General features: G+C 63.8%; 16 protein-coding genes and 1 pseudogene. 11 read left to right on the top strand and 6 right to left on the bottom strand.

Annotated features, from left to right (window positions below; translation table 11 throughout):
- Positions 1-308 precede the first annotated feature (308 nt).
- The 3 genes from groL to LCW13_RS13350 form a co-directional block, all read right to left on the bottom strand.
- On the bottom strand, positions 309-1,958 hold the full coding sequence (gene groL, locus LCW13_RS13360) for a chaperonin GroEL (protein ID WP_043331439.1): 1,650 nt from the start codon (positions 1,956-1,958) through the stop codon (positions 309-311).
- A gap of 57 nt (positions 1,959-2,015) precedes the next feature.
- Positions 2,016-2,309, bottom strand: coding sequence for a co-chaperone GroES (locus LCW13_RS13355; RefSeq protein ID WP_043331438.1), 294 nt, complete (start codon positions 2,307-2,309; stop codon positions 2,016-2,018).
- A gap of 643 nt (positions 2,310-2,952) precedes the next feature.
- Positions 2,953-3,516 (bottom strand): FxsA family protein, encoded by a 564-nt coding sequence (locus LCW13_RS13350; protein WP_216061314.1) that lies wholly within the window; start codon positions 3,514-3,516, stop codon positions 2,953-2,955.
- Positions 3,517-4,077: 561 nt separating this feature from the next.
- Between LCW13_RS13350 and LCW13_RS13345 the strand changes: the two genes are divergently transcribed.
- The 6 genes from LCW13_RS13345 to rsd all read left to right on the top strand — a co-directional run bounded on the left by LCW13_RS13345 (position 4,078) and on the right by rsd (position 11,289).
- Complete coding sequence (locus LCW13_RS13345; RefSeq protein ID WP_153636394.1) at positions 4,078-4,839, top strand: SDR family oxidoreductase; 762 nt, start codon at positions 4,078-4,080, stop codon at positions 4,837-4,839.
- 142 nt (positions 4,840-4,981) lie between these two features.
- Entirely contained in the window at positions 4,982-5,479 is a 498-nt protein-coding gene (msrB, locus tag LCW13_RS13340) for a peptide-methionine (R)-S-oxide reductase MsrB (protein ID WP_225347136.1), read from the top strand.
- Positions 5,480-5,639: 160 nt separating this feature from the next.
- Positions 5,640-8,063: a Tex family protein gene (locus LCW13_RS13335; protein WP_225347135.1), complete on the top strand. Its 2,424-nt coding sequence runs from the start codon at positions 5,640-5,642 to the stop codon at positions 8,061-8,063.
- Positions 8,064-8,227: 164 nt separating this feature from the next.
- Positions 8,228-9,826: a glutamate--cysteine ligase gene (gene gshA / locus LCW13_RS13330; RefSeq protein WP_225347134.1), complete on the top strand. Its 1,599-nt coding sequence runs from the start codon at positions 8,228-8,230 to the stop codon at positions 9,824-9,826.
- A 272-nt stretch (positions 9,827-10,098) separates the two neighbouring features.
- Complete coding sequence (locus LCW13_RS13325; protein WP_225347133.1) at positions 10,099-10,659, top strand: disulfide bond formation protein B; 561 nt, start codon at positions 10,099-10,101, stop codon at positions 10,657-10,659.
- 126 nt (positions 10,660-10,785) lie between these two features.
- A complete protein-coding gene (gene rsd / locus LCW13_RS13320) occupies positions 10,786-11,289 on the top strand; it encodes a sigma D regulator (protein ID WP_213114509.1) in 504 nt (167 codons plus the stop codon).
- A gap of 108 nt (positions 11,290-11,397) precedes the next feature.
- On the opposite strand, the gene LCW13_RS13315 is transcribed toward rsd, so the two are convergent.
- On the bottom strand, positions 11,398-12,789 hold the full coding sequence (locus tag LCW13_RS13315) for an FAD-dependent oxidoreductase (protein ID WP_043331433.1): 1,392 nt from the start codon (positions 12,787-12,789) through the stop codon (positions 11,398-11,400).
- Positions 12,790-13,047: 258 nt separating this feature from the next.
- Positions 13,048-13,704, bottom strand: a complete 657-nt coding sequence (locus LCW13_RS13310; RefSeq protein WP_054555583.1) for a histidinol-phosphatase — start codon at positions 13,702-13,704, stop codon at positions 13,048-13,050.
- 260 nt (positions 13,705-13,964) lie between these two features.
- Here LCW13_RS13310 and LCW13_RS13305 point away from each other — a divergent pair.
- Both LCW13_RS13305 and ptsP read left to right on the top strand, forming a co-directional pair.
- A pseudogene (locus LCW13_RS13305) lies at positions 13,965-14,438 on the top strand (RNA pyrophosphohydrolase); the annotation flags it as partial.
- A 308-nt stretch (positions 14,439-14,746) separates the two neighbouring features.
- Positions 14,747-17,047 carry a phosphoenolpyruvate--protein phosphotransferase gene (gene ptsP / locus LCW13_RS13300; protein ID WP_225347132.1) on the top strand — a complete coding sequence of 767 codons (2,301 nt, stop codon included), beginning with the start codon at positions 14,747-14,749 and terminating at the stop codon, positions 17,045-17,047.
- On the opposite strand, the gene LCW13_RS13295 is transcribed toward ptsP, so the two are convergent.
- A complete protein-coding gene (locus LCW13_RS13295) occupies positions 17,040-18,002 on the bottom strand; it encodes an NRDE family protein (RefSeq protein ID WP_153636391.1) in 963 nt (320 codons plus the stop codon). The two genes, ptsP and LCW13_RS13295, sit on opposite strands and share 8 nt — an antisense overlap.
- 162 nt (positions 18,003-18,164) lie before the next feature.
- On the opposite strand from LCW13_RS13295, the gene LCW13_RS13290 reads away from it, so the two are divergent.
- The 3 genes from LCW13_RS13290 to lgt all read left to right on the top strand — a co-directional run bounded on the left by LCW13_RS13290 (position 18,165) and on the right by lgt (position 22,765).
- Entirely contained in the window at positions 18,165-20,978 is a 2,814-nt protein-coding gene (locus LCW13_RS13290) for a response regulator (protein WP_225347131.1), read from the top strand.
- A gap of 73 nt (positions 20,979-21,051) precedes the next feature.
- On the top strand, positions 21,052-21,834 hold the full coding sequence (locus LCW13_RS13285) for a sulfite exporter TauE/SafE family protein (RefSeq protein WP_107336182.1): 783 nt from the start codon (positions 21,052-21,054) through the stop codon (positions 21,832-21,834).
- Between the two features lie 127 nt (positions 21,835-21,961).
- Complete coding sequence (gene lgt / locus LCW13_RS13280) at positions 21,962-22,765, top strand: prolipoprotein diacylglyceryl transferase (RefSeq protein ID WP_054555578.1); 804 nt, start codon at positions 21,962-21,964, stop codon at positions 22,763-22,765.
- Positions 22,766-22,967: the final 202 nt, after the last annotated feature.

The raw sequence follows: 22,967 nt of genomic DNA, 5'->3' as shown, positions 1-22,967 counted from the left end.
GGGCAAGCGAGTCGCGCGGCCTGAGCGGTTGGCGTCATCGGTCGTGATCGTGGGCATTTCAGCCTCAATGCATCGTCAGCCTCGATGCACTGTCATCACCAGGCGCAATGTCTCGGGTCGCGGCAAAAAGTGGCGCCTAGTGTAGCGTGGTGAGCGGGAGGCGTCAGGTGCCGAGAGCCGCGGCGCTTACCGTATGAGAGCTGCAGCGCCTTGAATGACAGGCATTAAAAAAACCGCCCCTGCTTGCGCAGGAGCGGTTCGGGTCACGACGGGTGAGTCGTGGGGGGGGGGGGGGGGGTGAGGCTGGCTTACATCATGCCGCCCATGCCACCCATGCCGCCCATACCACCCATGTCGCCGCCGCCGGCAGCAGCCTTGTCTTCCGGATCTTCAGCGATCATGCATTCGGTGGTGATCATCAGGCCGCCGATGGAGGCCGCGGACTGCAGTGCAGAACGGGTCACCTTGGCCGGATCCAGCACGCCCATCTCGAACATGTCGCCGTAGACGCCGGTAGAGGCGTTGTAACCGTAGTTGCCTTCGCCAGCCTTGACGTTGTTGAGCACGACAGAGGCTTCTTCACCGGCGTTGGTGACGATCTGACGCAGCGGCGCTTCCATGGCACGCAGTGCGATGGCGATACCGTGAGTCTGATCTTCGTTGTCGCCTTTCAGGTCGACCAGCTGACCCAGCACGCGAACCAGGGCAGTACCGCCGCCAGGCACGACGCCTTCCTCGACGGCCGCACGAGTGGAGTGCAGGGCGTCTTCGACGCGAGCCTTCTTCTCTTTCATCTCGACTTCGGTGGCAGCACCGACGCGGATGACGGCAACGCCGCCGGCCAGCTTGGCGACACGTTCCTGCAGCTTCTCGCGGTCGTAATCAGAGGAGGTTTCCTCGATCTGAGCGCGGATCTGGGCAACGCGTGCTTCGATATCGCCTTCGTTGCCGGCGCCATCGATGATGGTGGTGTTTTCCTTGGACATGGTCACGCGCTTGGCGGTGCCCAGGTGGTCCAGGTTGGCCTGTTCGAGGTTGAGGCCGACTTCTTCGGAAATCACGGTGCCACCGGTCAGGACAGCGATGTCCTGCAGCATGGCCTTGCGACGGTCACCGAAGCCCGGTGCCTTGACGGCAGCGACCTTGACGATACCGCGCATGGTGTTGACGACCAGAGTCGCCAGCGCTTCGCCTTCGATGTCTTCGGCGATGATCGCCAGCGGCTTGCCGGACTTGGCAACGCCTTCCAGCACCGGCAGCAGTTCGCGGATGTTGGAGATCTTCTTGTCGACCAGCAGGATGTACGGGTCTTCGAGTTCGACCGCCATGGTGTCCTGGTTGGTGACGAAGTAAGGAGACAGGTAACCGCGATCGAACTGCATGCCTTCGACCACTTCCAGCTCGTCTTCGAAGCCACGACCTTCATCGACGGTGATGACGCCTTCCTTGCCGACCTTCTCCATCGCTTCCGCGATGATCTCGCCGATGCGAGAGTCGCCATTGGCGGAGATGGTGCCGACCTGGGCGATGGCCTTGGTATCGGTGCACGGCACGGACAGCTCACGCACGGCCTTGACGGCTTCGATGACAGCCTTGTCGATGCCGCGCTTCAGGTCCATCGGGTTCATGCCCGCGGTCACGCCTTTCAGGCCTTCGTTGACGATGGACTGAGCCAGCACGGTGGCGGTGGTAGTGCCGTCGCCAGCCACGTCAGAAGTCTTGGAAGCGACTTCCTTGACCATCTGGGCGCCCATGTTCTCGAAGCGGTCCTTCAGCTCGATTTCCTTGGCGACGGAAACGCCGTCCTTGGTGACGGTCGGAGCGCCGAAGGATTTTTCCAGTACCACGTTACGGCCTTTCGGGCCGAGGGTAGTCTTGACCGCGTCGGCCAGGACATTGACACCACGCGCCATGCGCTTGCGTGCATCATCGGAGAAACGAACGTCTTTTGCAGCCATGTTTATCTCTACCTTTAATCAGTAAGTCGAAGCGTTGGAACCCGAAAAAGCTGAAACTCAGCCTTCCACCACGGCGAGGATGTCGCTCTCGCTCATGATCAGCACCTCTTCGCCGTCGATTTTCTGCTTCTCGACGCCGTAGCCATCCTTGAAGATCACGGTATCGCCGACTTTCACGTCCAGCGGGCGAACTTCACCGTTTTCGAGGATGCGACCGTTGCCGGCAGCGAGAATCTCGCCACGGGTCGGCTTTTCCTGGGCGCTGCCGGGCAGAACGATGCCACCTGCAGTCTTCTGTTCTTCTTCCACGCGACGAACCACGACGCGATCGTGCAAGGGACGAATGTTCATTGCTCACGTTCTCCTGATGGTAAATCCCGCCAGCTCCCGTTCTTTGTCGGTGAGTCTGGCGTTCAATGGGGTTGCCTACCGAGTGTTGGGCCCCGCCGCTGGGGGCGTGGCCGTTATCCATTGCACCGCTTTTATGGTGGCGGGGGGACAGCTTTCAAGTAGGCGATCATAAAAAAATTTCAAATCGGTGCATCTTGTGCGTCGCATGAAAGCTACGCACCCTGGGTGCAGCCTGTCTTCCGCAAGGTTCCGCTAGATGAATCAACGGCTTGAGTGTATCCGAGCCGTTCACCGTTGGCATATAGCTGGCAGCCTCCAGACGGTGTCCATTGGTACAAGACGCCAGTGGGTGGGCAGAGGCCAGGGTGAGCCTTGTTGCAAGGCGCAAGGGTTCGGTCGGGCAGCTCACAGAGCGCGACTCCGGTCAGTGACAGGCATTGGCGCTGGGGCTGGCCAGTGCAGGACAGGAGAGAGCAGGACAGGAGAGAGCAGGACAGCGTGATGGAGCCTGTGAAGCAAGATATCACGAATCAAAAAGGCCCGGCACTGGTGTTCCAGTGCCGGGCCCATCGCTTTCAAACATGACTTTCAAACATGGTTCTCAAGCAGACGATTGCGCGTGGTGCTTGTGCGTGAGAAGGCGCTAGAGGCGCGGCTCGTCACGGCTGATGTAATCGCCTTCCAGCGGCTCGCCGGTCTGCTGGCTGCTGCCTTGCTGCCCTGCATGGTTGCCGCTGGCGTGCTGCTGATCGCCATCGCTGCGTGATGCGCTGTCAGCACGGGCGTCGGCTTCCCAGTCACCCGTGCGGGTGCTGCGCGAGGTTCCCGCAGCCGAGAAGCGCCCCTTGAAGAAGCGCGCGATCGCGCCATTGCCGCTCAGGCCGCGCGTTAACAGTCCCCGTGAGGCGGGGAGCAGGCACAGCAGGCCGAAGGCGTCAGACAGAAAGCCCGGCGCCATCAACAGGGCACCGCCGAAGATGAGCGCCGCGCCTTCCATCAGCTCGCCGGAAGGCATCTCGCCACGTTGCAGGCGTTCCTGGGCGCGCATCAGTGTCGCGCGACCTTCGCGGCGAATCAGATGCAGGCCGACGGCGCCGGTGATCAGCACCAGCGCCAGGGTCGGCAGCAGGCCGATCTGGCTGCCAAGACTGAACAGCACCACGAAATCCAATAACCCGAACAGGGTAATCACTAACAGTATGGGCATCGTCTCTCCCGAAGCAGGTAAATGGCAGGTTGCGCCAATGCGTCAAGGGTAAACCAGCCGCCGGATGGGGAACAGTCGAATCGGGCTCATGAACGGGCCATGATCCGCTGATGAGCCGCTGATGGTCGGCGGCGTGGATGGCTGGCGCTGCAGGAGTAGCGGTGCCATGCTGAACGATGTTGCATGTTGCAGTGCACAATAGAGGGGCTGGACAGGTAGAGCCCATGGCGTCCGCAGGGGGCGGGCCGAGGCTCACTCATCAGCATTCCCTGCTTTCGCGCCCGCTGTCGATGGCGTGCGTTGACGCCGTCAGTGCGTTGCGTTGGCGGATCTCGCCTGCGTTGAGGCAGGACACGCCGTGATCTGTTGCACTGCATCATGAGAATTCACCGCGAGCTGGCAGCGGGCGTCATCCCGAGGCATTCTCTGTCACGATGACGCTCAACACTGAAGGGCGCGGTGCGGGACACTCGACACATAGATCGTGACGCCCGTACGGCATTCGGGCCTCGCATCCGGCAGACGTTCCTCACTGCCGGCAGACAACCTGGGAGACGGGACATGAAGCTTGACGACAAGGTCATCGCGATTACGGGCGGCGCTCGTGGGCTGGGGTTGGCCATGGCGCGCTATCTGGGCGAGAAGGGAGCGGTACTGGCGCTGCTGGACATCGAACAGGACGGCCTGGATGACGCCGTCGCGAGTCTGGAAGCTGCAGGCATCAAGGCGCAGGGTTTCGTGACCAATGTCGCGGAAGAGGACTCCGTCACGGCGGCCTTCTCGGCCATCAAGAGCGCATTGGGACCGGTGAGCGGTCTGGTCAACAATGCCGGCATCACCCGCGATGGGCTGCTGATCAAGGCGCGTGATGGCGTGGTGGAGAAGACCATGTCGCTGTCCAGCTGGCAGCAGGTCATCGATGTCAATCTGACCGGTGTCTTCCTGTGCACGCGTGAAGCGGCCAGCCAGATGATCGAAGCTGGCCAGCCGGGCGTGATCGTCAATATCTCCAGCATCTCGCGCGCCGGCAACATGGGGCAGAGCAACTACACCGCCGCCAAGTCCGGTGTCGCGGCACTGAGCGTGACCTGGGCCAAGGAGCTGGCACGCTACAGGATTCGTGTCGGTGCCGTGGCGCCGGGCTTCATCGCCACCGAGATGACCGCCGGCATGAAGCCGGAGATGCTCGACAAGATCAAGAGTGGCATCCCGATGCGCGACCTGGGCCGCCCGGAAGATATCGCCAGCAGCGTGGCCTTCATCTTCGACAATGACTACTTCACCGGGCGAGTGATCGAATGTGATGGTGGTCTGCGCATCTGACCCGATGGCTGGCGTCAGCCGATGAGACCCAAGCCCCCGCGATGGCAGCATCGTGGGGGCTTTCTCATGAGGCGATGCATCCAGCGCAGGCCGCTGCGCGTAGAAGTCAGTATTGCCGTTCATTGCTACAAGGAGACACGTCATGCAACGTCGCCAATTCATAGGGCTGGTGCTGGGGGCGGGAGCGATGCTGGCGCTGCCCAGGCTGTCTGCCGCGCGTCCGGAGCTCGAGCTCGAGCGTGGCGCGGATATCACGCCGCTGACCCTCGAAGAAGACGAATGGCGTGCCCGCCTGAGCCCGGAGCAGTATCGCGTGCTGCGCGAGGAAGGCACCGAGCGGGCGGGCTCCAGCGAGCTCAACAAGGAGCATCGCGAGGGTGAGTATCGCTGTGCCGGTTGTGATCTGGCGTTGTTCTCTTCCGCCACCAAGTTCGAGTCCGGCACCGGCTGGCCCAGCTTCTTCGATCATATCGAAGGGCGCCTTCTGACCAAGACCGACTACGGACTCATCTGGCCGCGCACCGAATATCACTGCGCGCGCTGCGGCGGGCATCAGGGGCATGTCTTCGAGGATGGCCCCGAACCCACCGGCCTGCGCTGGTGCAACAACGGTGTCGCGCTGCGCTTCGTGCCCGCGTGAGGCGCTTGGGAGGCATCCCGGCTGGCGCAGTGAGCGGCTAAAGCAATCTTGCCGCTTTGTGGTAACGTGACGACATCGTGATACAGACGGCCCGGTCGATTCCACGACCGGGCCGTCTGTATATTGCCGCATGAATTCTGCTGTAAGGGACTGACGTTTCATGGACGCTACTGCAACTGACGCTACCACCTCCCGTCCTGCACCGACGCTGTCGCCCGCTGCCACCACTCGCCGCATTCAACAGGCGCTGGCCGGTGAGCTTGGGGTGCGCGAAGAACAGATCACCGCCACCGTCGAGCTGCTGGATGGCGGCGCGACCGTGCCGTTCATCTCGCGCTACCGCAAGGAAGCCACCGGCGGGCTCGATGACACCCAGATGCGTCAGCTCGAAGAGCGCCTGCGCTATCTGCGTGAGCTGGAGGAGCGGCGTCAGGTCGTGCTCGAATCGATCGCCGAGCAGAACAAGCTGAGCGCCGCGCTTGAGCGGGATGTGCTGGCCGCCGACAGCAAGCAGCGCCTGGAAGATCTTTATCTGCCGTATCGCAAGAAGCGCCGTACCAAGGCCCAGATCGCGCGTGAAGCGGGGCTGGAGCCTCTGGCCGATGCGCTGCTCGCGGACCCGACGCTGGAGCCGGAGGCTCAGGCGGCCGGTTTCGTCGCTGCCGACAAGGACGTGGCCGATACCAAGGCGGCGCTGGATGGCGCCAAGCAGATTCTGATGGAGCGCTTCGCGGAGGACGCCGCGCTGGTCGGTCGCCTGCGTCAACGTCTGTGGGACGACGGTATCCTCAGTGCGCGCGTCATGAAGGGCAAGGAGCAGGAGGGCGCCAAGTTCTCCGATTACTTCGAGCATGACGAGCCGCTGCACAAGGCGCCCTCGCACCGTGCGCTGGCCATGCTGCGTGGTCGCAATGAAGGCGTGCTGAGCCTCGCGCTCAAGCTGGAAGGCGAAGACGACTTGCCGCGTCACCCGATGGAAGGCGCCATCGCGGCGCATTTCTCCATCGAGGATCAGGGGCGCGCCGCGGATCGCTGGTTGAAGGAAGTGGTGCGCTGGACCTGGCGCGTCAAGCTCTATACCCATCTGGAAAGCGAGCTGATCGGCCGCCTGCGCGAGCGCGCCGAGCAGGAGGCCATCCAGGTCTTCGCCGACAACCTGAAGGACTTGCTGCTGGCGGCGCCGGCGGGCCCCAAGGCCACGCTGGGCCTGGACCCGGGCCTGCGTACCGGCGTCAAGGTCGCGGTGGTGGATGCCACCGGCAAGTATGTCGATCAGGCCACCATCTATCCGCATGCGCCACACAATCGCTGGGACGCCTCGGTGGCCGAGCTGGTCAAGCTGGTCGAGCGGCATGACGTCGAGCTGATCGCCATCGGCAACGGCACCGCCTCGCGCGAGACCGACAAGCTGGCCGCCGACGTGCTGACGCGCCTGTCCGGCCGTCGCCTGCAGAAGGTGATGGTCAACGAGGCCGGCGCGTCCATCTACTCGGCCTCGGAATATGCGGCGCGCGAATTCCCGGACCTGGACGTGACCATCCGCGGCGCGGTGTCCATCGCCCGCCGCCTGCAGGACCCGCTGGGTGAGCTGGTCAAGATCGAGCCCAAGTCCATCGGCGTCGGCCAGTACCAGCACGATGTCAGTCAGGTGCAGCTGGGGCGCAGTCTGGAAGCCGTCGTCGAGGATTGCGTCAACGGTGTCGGCGTCGACCTCAACATGGCCTCAAGCGCGCTGCTGTCGCGCGTCGCGGGTCTCAACACCACGCTTGCCGAGAATATCGTCGCGCACCGGGATGCCAACGGCCGTTTCGCCTCGCGCCAGGAATTACTCAAGGTCAGCCGGCTGGGTCCGCGCACCTTCGAGCAGTGTGCCGGCTTTTTGCGCATCGCCTCCGGCAAGAATCCGCTGGATGCCAGTGCCGTCCACCCGGAGGCCTATCCGCTGGTCGAGCGCATCGCCAAGGCGCACGGGCGTGATCTGCCGAGTCTGCTGGGTGACAGCGCCTTCCTGCGCACCGTGAAGCCGACGGAATTCACCGATGAGCACTTCGGTCTGCCGACGGTGACCGACATCCTGCGCGAGCTGGACAAGCCGGGACGTGACCCGCGCCCCGAATTCCGCTTCGCCGAGTTCAAGGAAGGCGTCGAGACCCTCAAGGACCTCGAGCCGGGCATGAAGCTTGAGGGCGTCGTCACCAACGTGACTCACTTCGGGGCCTTCGTGGACATCGGCGTGCATCAGGACGGCCTGGTACACATCTCTGCCCTGTCGCAAAAGTATGTTGCCGACCCGCGCGAGGTGGTCAAGGCGGGCGACATCGTCAGCGTCAAGGTGATGGAAGTCGACATCCCGCGCGCGCGCATCGCGCTGAGCATGCGCATGAGCGATACTCCCGCCGAGAAAGGCGCGGCAGGCGAGGCGCGACGCGGCGCAGAGGGCGGTCGCGGTGGGCGCTCGCAAGGCGGCGGTGGCCGTCAGGAGCGCGGTGGTCGCGGCAGCAATTCTGGCGCGAGCGGCGGCGCGGCACCGGCCAACAATGCGATGGCAGCAGCACTGCTCAATGCGCGCAAGTCGAAATCATAAGCCTTGAAAGCATTTTTTACGCGCCCATAATGTGGGCATACTGACCTGACGCGAACGGTAGCTGCCGTTCGCGTCTTGCATGGCATCCGGTGCAGCACGCGGGCCATGGTCATCCAATTCGACCGGAGAGGCTGGGCTTCTCCCCATGCGAAAGGGTTCATACCTTGTCCGAGCAACTCGCGTCCGCCATTGCGCGACTCACGCCCCAGGCCCGTCAGGGTCTCTTCGGGCGCCTGCGCCGTGGTATCGAGAAGGAAGGCCTGCGGGTTACCGCTGGCGGTGACATCAGCCAGACGCCGCATCCGCGTTCTCTGGGGTCGAAGCTGACCCACCCGTACATCACCACGGACTATTCCGAGTCTCTGCTCGAGTACATCACCCCGGTGTTCACTCGTCCCAAGGAGTCGCTGGAGTTTCTGGCTGACCTGCATCGTTTCAGCTATCGCAACCTGGGCGATGAGCTGATCTGGCCGGCCAGCATGCCGCCGCGTCTGCACGGCAACGACAGCGTGCCGATCGCCGATTACGGCACCTCCAACAGCGGCACCATGAAGCATATCTACCGCAAGGGGCTGGACGTCCGTTACGGGCGCATCATGCAGTCGATTGCCGGTATCCATTACAACTTCTCGCTGCCGGATGACTTCTGGAGCCTGCTGCAGGGGCTGGAAGGGGCAGAGGCGGAAGATGCGCGCGACTTCCGCTCGCGTCGCTATTTCGAGCTGATCCGCAACTTCCGTCGTCACAGCTGGATCCTGCTCTATCTGTTCGGCGCCTCGCCGGGCATCGATGAGAGCTTCCTCGATGGCGGCAATGATGATCGCCTCAAGCGTCAGGCGGACCGCAGCCTGGTCTCGGCCTACGCCACCAGCCTGCGCATGTCGGACCTGGGCTATCAGAACAAGGTGCAGGCGCAGCTCAAGATCTGCTTCAACTCGCTGGACAACTTCGTCGGCACGCTGCGTCACGCCATCGTCACGCCGTGGAAGGACTACGAGAAGCTGGGCGTCAAGCAGGACGATGGCAGTTGGTCGCAGCTCTCCAGCAACATCCTGCAGATCGAGAACGAGTACTACTCCGACATCCGTCCCAAGCGTGTCACCCGGCAGAACGAGACGCCCAGCCAGGCACTGGAAGGGCGTGGCGTCGAGTACATCGAAGTGCGTTGTCTGGATCTCAACCCCTTCCTGCCGGTCGGGATCGACGAGACGCAGATCCGCTTCCTCGATACCTTCCTGATCTGGTGTCTGCTGACCGAGAGCCCGTGGATCGACGACGAGGAATGCGCCACGCTCGACAACAGCAAGCGTCGCGTGGTCGAGGCCGGGCGTGACCCGGAACTGACCCTGAGCGTCAATGGTGAAGAGCGTCGCCTGCGCGATCTGGCGGCCAACATCATGGATGAGCTGGGGGAAGTCGCGGGCCTGCTCGACAGTGGCGACAAGACGGGCAGCGCGCACCGTGATGCGCTGGCGGCGCTCGCGCCGCGCTTCGACGATGCCCAGACCACCCCGTCGGGCCGTCTGCTGACCAGCATGCTCGACAACGGCAGCAACTTCGTCGACGAAGTGCTGGCGCTGGCCAAGGGGCAGGCCGAGCAGTTCAAGTCAGAGCCGACGGAGCGTGCGCGCGGCTATCTGCTCGATCAGCTGGTCGAGACCTCGCTGCAGCAGCAGGGCGACATCGAGAAGGGCGATCATCAGGATTTCGACACCTTCATGGCCGAGTACTTCGCGTCCGCCCATGGCACGCAACCGGCGTGATCTCGTGACGCAACGCCAATTCATGTTCAGGTCATCGCGACACGGCATGATAGGCATCAGTCGCTGATAGTGACGGATTCGGCTATCGCTTCATCATCGGCGCCTCAGGTTTGAGGCGCCGATGATGTATGTGGCCTGTGCAGCCAGACTGAGCGCGGCTGCAGGGCACGACGCGGTGCAAGCCTCAATGCAGTCGCAGGGCCTTGATGGTCTTGCGGCTGCGTCATTTCTCACCCATGACTCCACTGGAGTTCCACCGGCAAGGACGGCAAATGACACAAGCGGACAAACAATCGGGGCAGCAGCCGGTAGCGCGCAAGGGCGGGCTTGCCCGGCTGGCGAGCTGGAGCGGGCGTCAATGGTGTCTTTTGGGAGCGCTGGGGTGCGCCTTTTTGCTGGGCGTGGCCTTCGTGCTGCAGTTCGCCTTCGATCTGGCGCCGTGTTCGCTGTGCATCTTCCAGCGCGTGGCGGTGGCCGTGGCCGGCGCCTTCTTCCTGCTGGGAGCCTTGCATGGCCCCGGACGCATCGGCACGCGCATCTACGCGCTGGGCGCACTGGCCGGCAGCCTCGGCGCGGTCGTACTGGCGGGTCGCCATATCTGGCTGCAGTCACTGCCGCCGGATCAGGTGCCGGCCTGTGGCCCGGGCCTCAACTACATGCTGGAAGTGCTGCCGGTATGGGACGTGATCACCCAGGTGCTCAACGCCTCCGGTGAGTGCGCCCAGATCAGCGCGCAATGGCTGGGGCTCTCGATCCCGCAGTGGTCGTTGATCGGCTTCTGTGGGCTGGCGCTGGTACCGCTGGCGATGCTGTGGAGCAGCTTCCGCCGTTGAGGCAATATGCCCTGCCACCATGGTGGGGGGTTGGCAGCGTGCACGGCATGGAGGATAGTGGGTTGGCAGCGGGGCGAGCACCGGATGTCAGCCCCTATCGTTCGGGTCATGCCAGAGGAGGCGCCCATGCTGGAGGAATGCACCACTGCGGCGGAACGCTTTCGTGGCGTTCATCAGTTGGTTGATCGCTGGCTGGACCAGCGACGCGAGATGCTGGTCTGCTTCATGGATCTGCACGAGGCCTGCGTGAATGACCTCGAGCAGCTCGAGATGACACGCGTCAATCGCTTCATCGAGCTTTTGATGGACTACATCTCGGCGGGGCATTTCGAGGTCTATCCTCAGCTCAAGGAAGAAGGCCGTGTCTTCGAGGACACCGCGGCGCTGGCGGTCTGCGAGCAGCTGATGCAGCGCCTGGAACCCTCCACCGAGCTGGTGCTGTCCTTCGATGAGGATTTCTCCAGTCCTACCCGCTGCCAGCACTATCGCGCCCGACTGCCGGAATGGCTGGCCCGCCTGCAGCAGGGGCTGACCGAGCGTTTCGCGCTGGAGGATCAGCTGATCCAGCGTCTGCATGCGGTACACGAGCCAATTGCCCAGTCGGCCCCGTCGGGTCAGTCGGTGTCCTGAGGCCGCCTCCCGCCAGGCACCCATCGACAGGCACCCATCAAAAAGCCCCGCCAGCATTCGCTGGCGGGGCTTTTTGATGCTCATCCCGATGCGTGTCTCGAAAGAGGCTTACATCAGTGAGGAGGCCTCCGGACGCTCGATCTCGGTCAGTTCGATCTCGCCGGTCAGCAGATCACGCTCGAAGGTTTCCTTGTCGATGTTGAAGCCAAGGAATTCCTGGGCGAGATACATGTCCTTCTCGGCGTTGCCCAGACAGCTGGTGCCACCCGGTGACGGCGTCATGTTGAAGACGATGCCGGTACCCGGATTGATCTTGGCTTCGCCCATCACGAGCTTCTGCTTGCTCTTGTCGATCAACTGCGGACGAACGCCACCGAAGCCCTTGGCGAAGCTGACGTCCTTGACGTCCAGGCTCGGCACGATCTTCTTGATGTCGCCGTGGAACAGACGCTCACGCAGCACCGGCACCTCGAACATGAAGTTCTTGAAGATGTAGTTGCGGATGTCGCGCACCTTCATCAGGTCCCACAGGGCCTTGACGACGTTGCGGTCCATGCGCAGCACCTTGAGGAACTCCCAGAAGGTCTTGCCGTTGTAGCGCTCCAGCAGCGGCAGCATCAGGGCGGTCGGGCCGAAGCGGGTCTTGCCTTCCACCAGCACGTCCGGGTCGCCGTGGACGGCGGCGAACGGCAGGTTCTCGTTCTGGATGGTATAGACCTTGCCGTTGAGCACCTTCGGGGTGAAGTAGAAGGAGCCGGCCATCGGCAGGCAGGACTTGTCCAGGCCGTAACCCATCTTGTGGGCGAACAGCAGGGAGTGACCGCCGGCGCTGACCACGACATAGCGTGCGCTGAGCTCGCCCTTGTCGGTCTTGACCTTGTAGACGTCACCTTCCTTGCGGATGTCTTCCACGGCGGTCGAGAGGCGAACGTCGAAGTTCATGCCTTTCTCGGCCGCTGCCTTCTCGCCTTCGCTGACGAAGGCTTCCGACAGGGTGGTGTAGTTGACGGCGGTATATTCGTCGGTGGAACCCAGCGCGACGATTTCCTCGTCAGGACGACGACCTTCCACCACCTTCGGCTCCAGCTCGGCGATATCATCACGCTCGAGCAGCTTCAGGTTGGGGAACAGCTGCTTGAAGGTGTCGAAACGCTTGCGCAGGAACTGGCATTCCTTGGCACCGACCGCCAGCACCATCTTCGGATACTTGTAGACGATGTGATCGCGCTCACTCTCGCTGAGCTTGGTGGCGAAGTTGACCACCATGCCCGCGGTGCGCTTGGTCACACGCGCCTTCTCGACCGTGTAGTTGGTCTCGATGTCGCCGCAGTGAATGGTCTGGGAGTTGTTGCGACCGTGCGAGTTGACGATCGCGACGTGGTCGTACTTTTCCACCAGGCCGACCGACTTGAGGTCGGTGTAGCGGGCGAGTTCATAGAGAAGGGCGGTGCCGGACACGCCGCCACCCACAATCAGGACATCGTATGTCGTTGAGGACATGGCTGCTCACGCTCAAGGTTGGTGAGGGACATCCCCCGGACCCGACCGGGATTCCGGAGGCCGTCCTGCCGTGACGGGGCAAAAGTTGCCGCACCAGGCTCGACGGTTCGATGGACACACATTATAGACACATCTTGTGCGAAATGATTCAGCAAATAAGGTCGACTTTATGGTGAATGCTTGTAGCCACATGAAAACCTTATAGCTGAGGCTGATCGACCTTATGGATCGATAAAAGCCAAGCAAATCAGTCGTTTATCAGTCGCGCAGCGAAATGATGCGCCAATCGCGCGCGTCAGCGGCGGCGCGCAGTTGCTCATCCGGGTCCACTGCGATGGCAGTATCGACACGCTCCAGCAGCGGCAGGTCATTGATGGAGTCGCTGTAGAAGGTGCTGCCATCCAGAGTGTGGTCACGTTCGGCCAGCCAGGCCTCGAGGCGGGTCACCTTGCCGGCCTGGAAGCTGGGGACGCCGCTGACGCGTCCGGTGTAGCGGCCGTTGACGATCTCGGGCTCGATGGCGATCAGCTCATCGACACCCAGGCGGTCCGCGATGGGAGCGGTGATGAAGCGATTGGTGGCGGTGATGATCAGCAGGGTGTCGCCGCGTGCCCGGTGGCGTGCCAGCAGCTCTTCCGCCCGCGGCAGGATGATGGGCTCGATCTTGGCGGCCATGAACTGCTGGTGCCAGGCCGCCAGCTGCTCCGGACTGTTCTCGGACAACGGCTTGAGTGAGAAGGCCAGGTATTCGTGAATGTCCAGCTCGCCACTCTGGTAGAGCTGGTAGTAGCGCTCGTTGGCTTCACGGTAGACGTTGGCGTCGACAGCGCCCTGTTCGACCAGAAATTCGCCCCAGGCGTGATCACTGTCCCCGGCGATCAGGGTATTGTCGAGATCAAAGATGGCCAGACTCACGGAAAACTCCTTGCTCTGCCCAGCCACACTCGGCTGGGCGACAGACACGGACAACAGAGCACGATAAGGTGCCGGCCCAGTGTTTGCGCGGGTGTACGGTGGCCGACGAGCAGTCTCGCACGGCCGTGTTGCACTGCAATAGCGTGAAGGCAGCGATTATTGCAGAGGTGCTCGGGCTTTCACACCGCCAAACCGCGTATTGAAGCGCTTTCAGCCTTTGTGGAAGAATGGTTTCAATTAACGAATCAAAGGTGACATCCGTGATCGACGCTGACGGCTTTCGCCCCAACGTTGGCATCATCATTGCCAACTGTGAGGGCCAGCTGCTCTGGGCGCGCCGGGTAGGACAGAATGCGTGGCAGTTTCCGCAAGGGGGCATCAAGCCAAACGAGACACCGCAACAGGCGCTGTTTCGTGAACTCGAAGAAGAGATCGGCCTGAAAGCTGAGGACGTCGAGATACTGGCCTGCACCCGTGGATGGCTGCGCTACCGGTTACCCAGACGCATGGTAAGAACGCACTCCCGACCGATCTGCATCGGTCAGAAGCAGAAGTGGTTCCTGTTGCAGATTCGCTGTCAGGACAACCGCGTAAGTGTGGATACCACGCCCAACCCTGAATTCGATGGCTGGCGTTGGGTAAGCTACTGGTATCCGCTGGGGCAGGTCGTGGCCTTCAAGCGTGAGGTCTATCGGCGCGCCCTGCGTGAGTTGGCGCCGCGTCTGCAGCGTCTGGTGGACACCGAGCGGCTCAAGGCGCTCGCCGAGGGGCCATCGCTGCATGAGGCGCGGGGCGCCTGCGGGCCGTCTGGCGCCAGTGGCTCACCGGTCGCTACTGCCAACGCGGCGGCCAAGGGGCTCGATGGCACAGGTGCCGCTGACTCCGGAGCCGGTGACGCCAGCTCCGAGGGTCACGGGCGTCATTCGTCCGGCTGATGGCGTTGATGGGCGCGGGTGGCTGAGCGTGGGTCACGCCGCCTTGGCTGAGCAATCACCTTCTCGACGTCTTCGATGCGCGAGATACACCATGCTTGAGGTACTCCATGCTTGAGGTGCTACGTCGTATCGTTCAGGAGGTCAATGGCGCACGTTCTCTGGACGCGGCACTGGCGACCATGGTGTTGCGCATACGCAAGGCCATGAAGACGGACGTCTGCTCCGTCTATCTGCTGGCACCGGAAAGCGATCGCTTCGTGCTCAAGGACACCATCGGTCTGCGCTCGTCGTCGGTGGGGCAGGTCAGTCTGGCACGTGGCGAGGGCCTGGTCGGGATGGTGGCGCTCAGAGAAGAGCCGCTCAACCTCGAGGATGCGCCCGCACATCCCCAATTCCGTTATTTCGAGGAGACCGGAGAGGAGCGTTTCTCCAGCTTCCTCGGTGTCCCCATCATCCATCAGCGTCGCGTGCTCGGGGTGCTGGTCATCCAGCAGCACGAGAAGCGCCGTTTCGATGAAGGTGAGGAAGCCTTCCTTGTCACCCTCGGCGCGCAGCTGGCGGGAGTGCTGGCCCACGCCCTGGCCACCGGGGCGCTGGGCAAGCTGGCCGGTACCAGCGGCCAGGCGACCTTCTCCGGCGTGGCCGGCTCGCCTGGTATCGCCATCGGCAAGGCCTTCGTGCTGTCTCCGCCTGCCGACCTGGACGCCGTCCCCGACCTGATCCCCACCGATATCGAATTCGAGATCGCACGCCTCAAGGAGGCGATCAACGCCGTGCGCGAAGAGATTCGCGTCGCGGCGGAGCGCCTCGCCAGTCGTATCTCCACCCAGGAACATGCGCTGTTCGAGGTCTATCAGCAGATGCTGGGTGACGCGGCGCTGGGCCAGGAAGTCGAGAAGCGCATCCGTGAAGGACAGTGGGCGCCGGCGGCGCTGGCCGATATCGTGCGCCGCCATGTGCAGTATCTCGAGCGTGTCGATGACGACTATCTGCGCGAAAGAGCCGCCGACATACGGGATCTTGGGCGCCGCGTGTTGTCACACCTGCAGGAAGAGGGTGATAGCGGTCCGATCGAATACCCGGAAAACACCATCCTCATCGGTCACGAGATCAGCCCCGCCACGCTGGGGGAAGTCCCGCGTGAACGCCTCAAGGGGCTGGTCGCGGTCAGTGGCTCGAGTACCTCGCATGTCGCCATCCTGGCGCGTGCGATGGGGATTCCCACCGTGCTGGGCATGGTGGATCTTCCGTTGTCGCGACTGGGCGGTGCACCGGTCATTCTCGATGGTCACCGTGGTCGACTGGTAGTGCGTCCCGAGCTTGAGCTCGGCGCCTACTATTCACGGTTGATCGAGGAGGAGCAGGCGTTGAGTGCGCTGCTGGAACAGGAGCAGGATCTGCCAAGTGTGACCCCGGATGGTCATGTTCTGCCGCTGATGGTGAATACCGGCCTGGCGCTGGATTCCGTCGCGTCGCTCAAGTCGCGGGTCGGCGGGGTCGGGCTCTACCGCACCGAAGTACCGTTCATGATGAGTGACCGCTTCCCCAGCGAGCAGGAGCAGGCGCGTCTTTATCGTGAGCAGCTGCTGGGCTTCGCGCCGCTGCCGGTCACCATGCGCACGCTGGATATCGGCGGCGACAAGGACCTGCCCTATTTCCCGATCAACGAGGCCAATCCCTTCCTGGGCTGGCGGGGCATCCGGGTGACGCTCGATCACCCCGAGGTGCTGATGGTGCAGCTGCGGGCCATGCTGCGTGCCGCGGAAGGGCTGGACAATCTGCGCATCATGCTGCCGATGATCTCGGGAATCGAGGAAGTCGATGCGGCGCTGGCGCTGGTCAATCGGGCGCTGGTCGAGCTGGCCGAAGAGGGCATCAACGTCTCGCGACCGAGTGTCGGCGTGATGATCGAGGTGCCGGCGGCGCTCTATCAGCTGGAAGCGCTCGCCACCCGGGTCGACTTCTTCTCGGTGGGCTCCAACGATCTCACCCAGTATCTGCTGGCGGTGGACCGCAACAACCCGCGCGTGGCGAGTCTCTACGATGCCTGCCATCCGGCGGTGTTGCGCGCCCTTGCGCGTCTGGCGGAAGAGTCGCGTGCGCTCAAGATGCCGGTGAGCGTCTGCGGTGAGCTGGCGGGCGACCCCGCCGGGGCCTTGCTGCTGCTGGGCATGGGCTTTGACAGTCTGTCGATGAATGCCCCGAGCCTGCCGCGCGTGCGTGCGGCCATTCGGCGGGTGTCACTGAGTGCGGCGCAGGGGCTGGTGGGCGAGGTGCTGTGTCAGCCCACCGCCGATGAGGTTCATGACCTGTTGCTCCACCGCCTGCAGGCCTGGGATCTGGCCCACCTGCTGCCGCCGCGCGACAACGCGCCTGTGGCACAGAAAGCCGGCGAGACGGCTAGCTGAGTCGCCAGCTGCCGATATCTCCTTTTTTGCCGCTCTCCGATGCGAGTGAGCGGGTCATGGCCCTGCGACTGGCGATGATGTGGCCCTCAGGGCTGAAGCGGCGCTCCAGCAGGGTCAGGGTCTGCACCACACCGGACGGATCAGTCGTATCCCTTGCCGGGTGGCGTTGCCAGCGCACCAGGGTCGAGGCCCGCGTGCCATATTCGGCGCTGACGATGAACGGGCTGGACAGCAGGGCTTCGCGTTCGGGCGAGAGTCCGGTGGCCGGTAGCTGAGTCGGCGCGGGCCGCCAGTCATCCTTGAGCAGGTCGAGCAGCGCGTCGTCGCTCAATGGCCGTGCGGTTGTCTGACCGGCACGGGCTGACGGGTCGAGGAGGGCTGTCAGGCGGCCACTCAGGCGTCGTTGCTTGGGCCAGTCGGTCTCGGGATGGCCATTGCTCAGGCTGTGGATGCCCGCGCTGAGGCGGCTCACCTCGGCCCCTTGTGGGCCATGATGCAGGCGCCACAACGCCTTGCCATCGCAGACCAGCAGGTTGCACCAGTCCACGGCCTCAAGCGTCAGCGCAGACAGCTTCTGTGCGTCCGCTCCCTCCAGTGCCGCGGGCACGCTCTCTCCCGCGACCAGTGCGCGCAACCAGTCTTCAAGGCGCCAGCGCGAGCATCGCCCCAGCGCCTGACGCGCCGCGGCCGCGACCAGCTGGCCACGGCTGATGCTGGCCGTCGGGGCAGGGTGGTCCAGCTGGCGCACGTTGGTCAGCGTGGCGAGGCTGCCGGCGGGGTGCATGACCAGCCAGCCGCCGCCGGCCACCAGGTCGCGTCCGCCGCACAGGACACCATCCGGCCACACGCAGAGCCCGGCGGTGGCGCGTGCGTGAAACTCATCCCGGTTGCCGATCAGTAACAGGCATTCGCCCTGCGGCGAGTCCGGTTGCCAGTCAAATGCCATCAGGCACATGTCGCCACTCCATCAGGGGGTCGGGAGAAAATAGCGCCTCTGTCACGCTGGCACTGCATGACGCCTGACGGCGGCTTGCGTATGCTGCTGCTTTGTCTCGACAGCTTGCGCTGGTCAGCGGTCGGGCTTGCCGACGCCTCACCTACAGGATGCTTTCAGATCATGTTCTCGCGCCGTGCTTCCTCTGTCGAGCCACCGCCTGCTGCGGCGGTGGCTTCGAATGCCCAGAATCCCGCCAGTGGCCTGGAGAAGGTCTGGGCGCGCATGATTCGGCTGACGGCTGGCCCGCTGCTGCTGGCGGAGCTGGCGGTGGCGTTGAGCTTTCTGGTCGGGGCCGCCGTGGTCAGGGACAGCACGCAGCATGCTGCCGTCGATAGCGCGCTGGGGGAGCTCCGGCAGGAGCATGCGCTGGCCACGGCGCTGGTCAGCGAGCGTCTGGAAACCCAACAGCGTCGCCTGCAGATTCTGGCGCGCTATGCACGGCGCCATCTCGACTTCGGCGCCAACGGGAGCAGCGCCTATGACGATGGCCTGGACCAGTTCTCGCTCACCGAGCAGGGCCAGCTGTTCAGACCGGTATCGCGTGGGGGGGCCGCACTCTACGGCGAATTCGCAGGGCCGTTGAGCGATGAGGATCGTGACGCCGGGCGGCGACTGATGCATATGCAGTGGCTGCTGTCGGACCTCTACTCGTCGGACCCCCTGATCTCACGCCTGTTCGTGAGTCTCGATAACAGCATGGTCATGCTCTATCCCTGGTTCAACGTGCTGGATGCCTTCGCGCCGGGCAGCGATTTCATGCCCTATACCGGCGTGCTGCCGGGCACCGTGCGTCAGCTTGCCGAGAACACCGACAATGGTGCGGCGCGCGTGGTCTGGCTACCGCCGCATCCGGGGCCTGCCGGTCTGCCGCAGATCACGGCGCTGGCAGAGGTCTCTCTCAGCAATGGCCAGAAGGCGCGTGTCGGGCTGGATCTCGCGCTGCCGCAGATGGAGGCGCGCCTGCTGCTGCCGGGGCATGCCCCCTCGGATGCCTTCTGGCTGGTCGATGACCACCTGAACGTCTGGGCGGCCAGCAGCAATGTCGGCGACGGCCATTCCCGGGAGCTGCCCGCGGATATCGCCCGCGCGATGGATACCAGCCTACGCGGTGCCACGCTGGACGACCCGCACGGGAATCAGGTGGTGGTGTGGGACAGCTTGCCGGTCACTGGTTGGCGTCTGGTGTCCAGCACGCGACTCGAGGTGCCCGGTCAGGTGCCGCTGCTGACCCTGTTGCTGGGCAGTGGTGGCGCGCTGCTGCTGGTGTTTGCCGTCGTCATGCTCATCTTGCAATGGCGGCTCAGGCGCATGGACCAGCGCCTGGGGCAGCCCTTGGAGTGGTTGGCGCGCCAGAGCGAGCGTATCGAGAACGGTGAGGTGATGGAGGAGTACCCGCCGGTGGGGCGGCAGGCCTATCCGGCGGATGACATCCTGCGTCGCCATCGTGGGGCCGTGGCCTTGCTGCGTCGTGGTCGCGGCCATGAGCTGGATGCCTTGCCGCTGCCGGCCTTCGTGATGCGCCATGGACTGTTGGCGATGGCCAACCCGGCCTTCGAGAAGCTGTTCGGACTGGTATTGCATGAGGCGCTGGGCCGGTCGGTGGGCAGCTTGCTGATGCTGGAGCCCAACCCCAGCGTGCCCAGCAGTCGTGAACTCCGGGTACATGACGCCGAGGGGCGCATGCGGCGCATGCGCCTCGAGCTGTGTCGCTTCAACAATGACCCGGCGCAGGTGCTCGGCGTGATGATCGATGAGTCAGAGCACGATCAGGCCAGCCAGCAGTTACTGGTCGCGCGTGACCGTGCCCGCGAAGAAGCGCGTCTGAAGAGTGATTATCTGGACATGCTGCACGCTGAGCTGACGCCGCCGCTGCAAGGGCTGGTGCGCAAGCTTGGTCAGCTCAGGCGTGAGCGTCATATCGAGGATGCCGAGCTCAGCCTGCTGCAGGGCCGCCTCGACAGCGTGGCGCAACTGCTGGATGCCCTGACCGAGCGCGAGGAAGTGGTACGGACGCCGCTGGAAGAGAATGACTTCTCGCCGACCGAGACGCTGGGGGCGCTGCTCGAGGACATGCAGCAGCGCCATCATGATGTCGGCTGCCCCTTCGAGTGGCAGCTGGGGCCGATGCCGGAGGCCTTGCGCGGTGATGTGCGCCGCCTCGCGCAGCTGTTCGAGCATCTGGCGGAAGGCTGCGTGCGTCACGAAAGCGCCAGTCATCAATCTCTGCTGCTTGAGCTGCAGCAAGCCTGTGAGCTGCCGGCCTGTCGCGATGCAGCGTTCTCTGCAGAGGGTTCCGACGACGAGGGCGCTGGCTGTTGCTGTCTGCGGCTCGAGCTGCGTGGACATGTCGGCCTCGATATCGGTCATCAATCGCCCTCGAGCCTTGTCATGGCGCGGCGCTTGATCGACGAGCTGGGCGGCAGCTATCGACAGATCAACCTGGACGACGAGCAGGCGCTGGAAATCCTGCTGCCGATGACATGGCCGGGCAAGCCGACCGAAACCCGCATCCTGGTGGTCGATGACGGGCCGGTGAATGCGATGCTGGCGCGCACGGTGCTCGGTCGTCAGGGGTTGTTGGTCGATACCGCCAGCAGCGGCGAAGAGGCGCTGGCCGCTCGTGGACAGCATTTCTACGCGCTGGTGTTCATGGATATCTTCATGCCCGGCATGGATGGCGTCAGTGTCAGCCAGCGCTGGCGCGAGCAGGAAGCCGCCGCCGGCAGTGAGCGGCGCAGTGTCATCATCGCGCTGACCGCCAATGCCAGTGAGGCCGATCGCGAGCGCTTCTTCGCCGCCGGGCTGGATGATTATCTGGGCAAGCCCTACCGGCCTCAGGCGCTGATCGACAAGGTCAGCATGTGGCTGCCTGACGTGACGCTGACGCCACGCGCGTCCGGCAGCGGCGAAGGTCAAGTATCAACAGACGGCTGACGGTCATGGCGCTGAGAGGCCCGGGCCACTCTCGGCAGACAGTCACCGCAATGCAGCATGAAAGGAGTCGGGTATGTGGTGGTGGTATCCCTTGTTGGGCGCAGTCGCCGGCATGATTGCGGGGTTGTTCGGGATTGGCGGAGGGCTTGTCATCGTGCCGGTGCTGGCCGCGGCCTTCGTGCTGCAAGGCGTCGCGCCGGAGGTGTTGATGCACCTGGCGATCGGCACCTCGCTGGCCACCATCGTGGTGACCTCGCTGTCGTCGGCACGGGCACATCATGAGCGCGGTGCGGTGCGCCTCGATTGGCTCAAGCGGCTGTTGCCGGGGCTGGTGGTCGGCACCGGGCTCGGCGTGGTGCTGGCCAGTGAACTGAGCGGCGAGACGCTCAAGCTGGCGTTCGGCGTCTTCGTGCTGCTGGTGGCGGCCAAGCTCGGGCTGGATCTCAAGGTGGGCCAGATGGCCCAGGCGCCCGGGCGGGTCGGCCAGTTCGTGGGCGGCAGTACCGTCGGCGTGATTTCCTCGCTGTTCGGCATCGGTGGCGGCACGGTGATGGTGCCGATGCTCTCCAGCTGGCAGGCGCGCATGACCGAAGCGGTGGGGACCGCCGCCGCGGCAGGCTTCCCCATCGCGCTGACCGCCGCACTGACCAACATCGTGGTCGGCTGGCATGCCCCCAATCTGCCGGAGCACGCCATCGGCTATGTCCATTGGGTGGCGTGGCTGGGCATCGTGCTGGCGTCCGTGCCGTTTGCGCGCCTCGGGGCGCGGCTGGCGCATGCCTTGCCGGCCCTGCTGCTCAAGCGCCTGTTCGCGCTGATCCTGGTCGTCGTCGGACTGCGGTTTCTGCTGGCGTGAGCGGGAATACGCTGCCTCAGGCAGGTCGTGTTCATGCTTTGACTGTTATGCTCTGCCCGCCTGAGAGGCGATGACTGCATCGCCCAGTGCGTTGGTAGAGCCCGACTTCCTCATTCAAGGTTTTCACATGTTGCAATATCCTGAGATCGACCCCGTGGCGCTGGCGCTGGGGCCCTTCAAGATTCATTGGTACGGGTTGATGTACGTGATCGGTTTCGCGGCGGCCTGGGGGCTGGCACGAGCACGTCGCGCACGCGTCGGCCTGAGTCAGGACGCGGTAGGCGACCTGATCTTCTTCGGCGCCCTGGGTGTGGTGCTGGGTGGCCGCCTGGGGTATGCGCTCTTCTATGGCTTCGACAAGCTGCTGGCGGACCCGGTGTGGATCTTCAAGGTCTGGGATGGCGGCATGAGCTTCCATGGCGGCTTGCTGGGCGTGTTGATCGCGATGCTGATGTTCGCGCGTCGCCATCAGCTGACCTTCTTCCAGCTGACCGATTTCATCGCGCCGATGGTGCCGATCGGTCTCGGCGCAGGGCGGCTGGGCAACTTCATCAATCAGGAGCTGCCGGGGCGCATCACCGATGTCTCCTGGGGCATGGTCTATCCGCTCTACGGGCCGGAACCGCGTCATCCCTCGCAGCTCTATCAGTTTGCACTGGAAGGCGTCGCGCTGTTCGCCATCCTGTGGTTCGTCTCGCGTGAACCGCGTCAGAAGGGCTTGATCTCCGGTCTGTTCCTGCTCTGCTACGGCTGCTTCCGGTTCATCACCGAATTCTTCCGTCAGCCGGACTCCCAGCTCGGCTTCATCGCCTTCGACTGGCTGACCATGGGCCAGCTGCTGTCGCTGCCGATGGTGCTGTTCGGGCTGCTGTTGATGGCCTGGTCGCGCGGTCAGGAAGTGGCGCAGCCGCCGGTGCCTCGCGCCTCCTGAGGGGCAATGCAGGCGTGAATACAGGGGGCATTCGGTGTAAACTGGCCCCCTGCCAGATACGCAAGAACGCGGCCATCGGGCCGCGTTCTTGCGTATCTGGCAGCGTCAAATATCGTCAAGTGAACGATTCGAATTCATGAAGAGGCTGGTGCAGGGCGATCCACGGCTCCGCTCGCCGCGCCAGCCTCTGACACGCCGTACG

Source organism: Cobetia amphilecti (assembly GCF_020217465.1).
GTDB classification, from domain to species: domain Bacteria; phylum Pseudomonadota; class Gammaproteobacteria; order Pseudomonadales; family Halomonadaceae; genus Cobetia; species Cobetia amphilecti.
The sequence above is the reverse complement of the archived record's forward strand: the minus strand, read 5'-3'. Positions and strand labels throughout refer to the sequence as shown.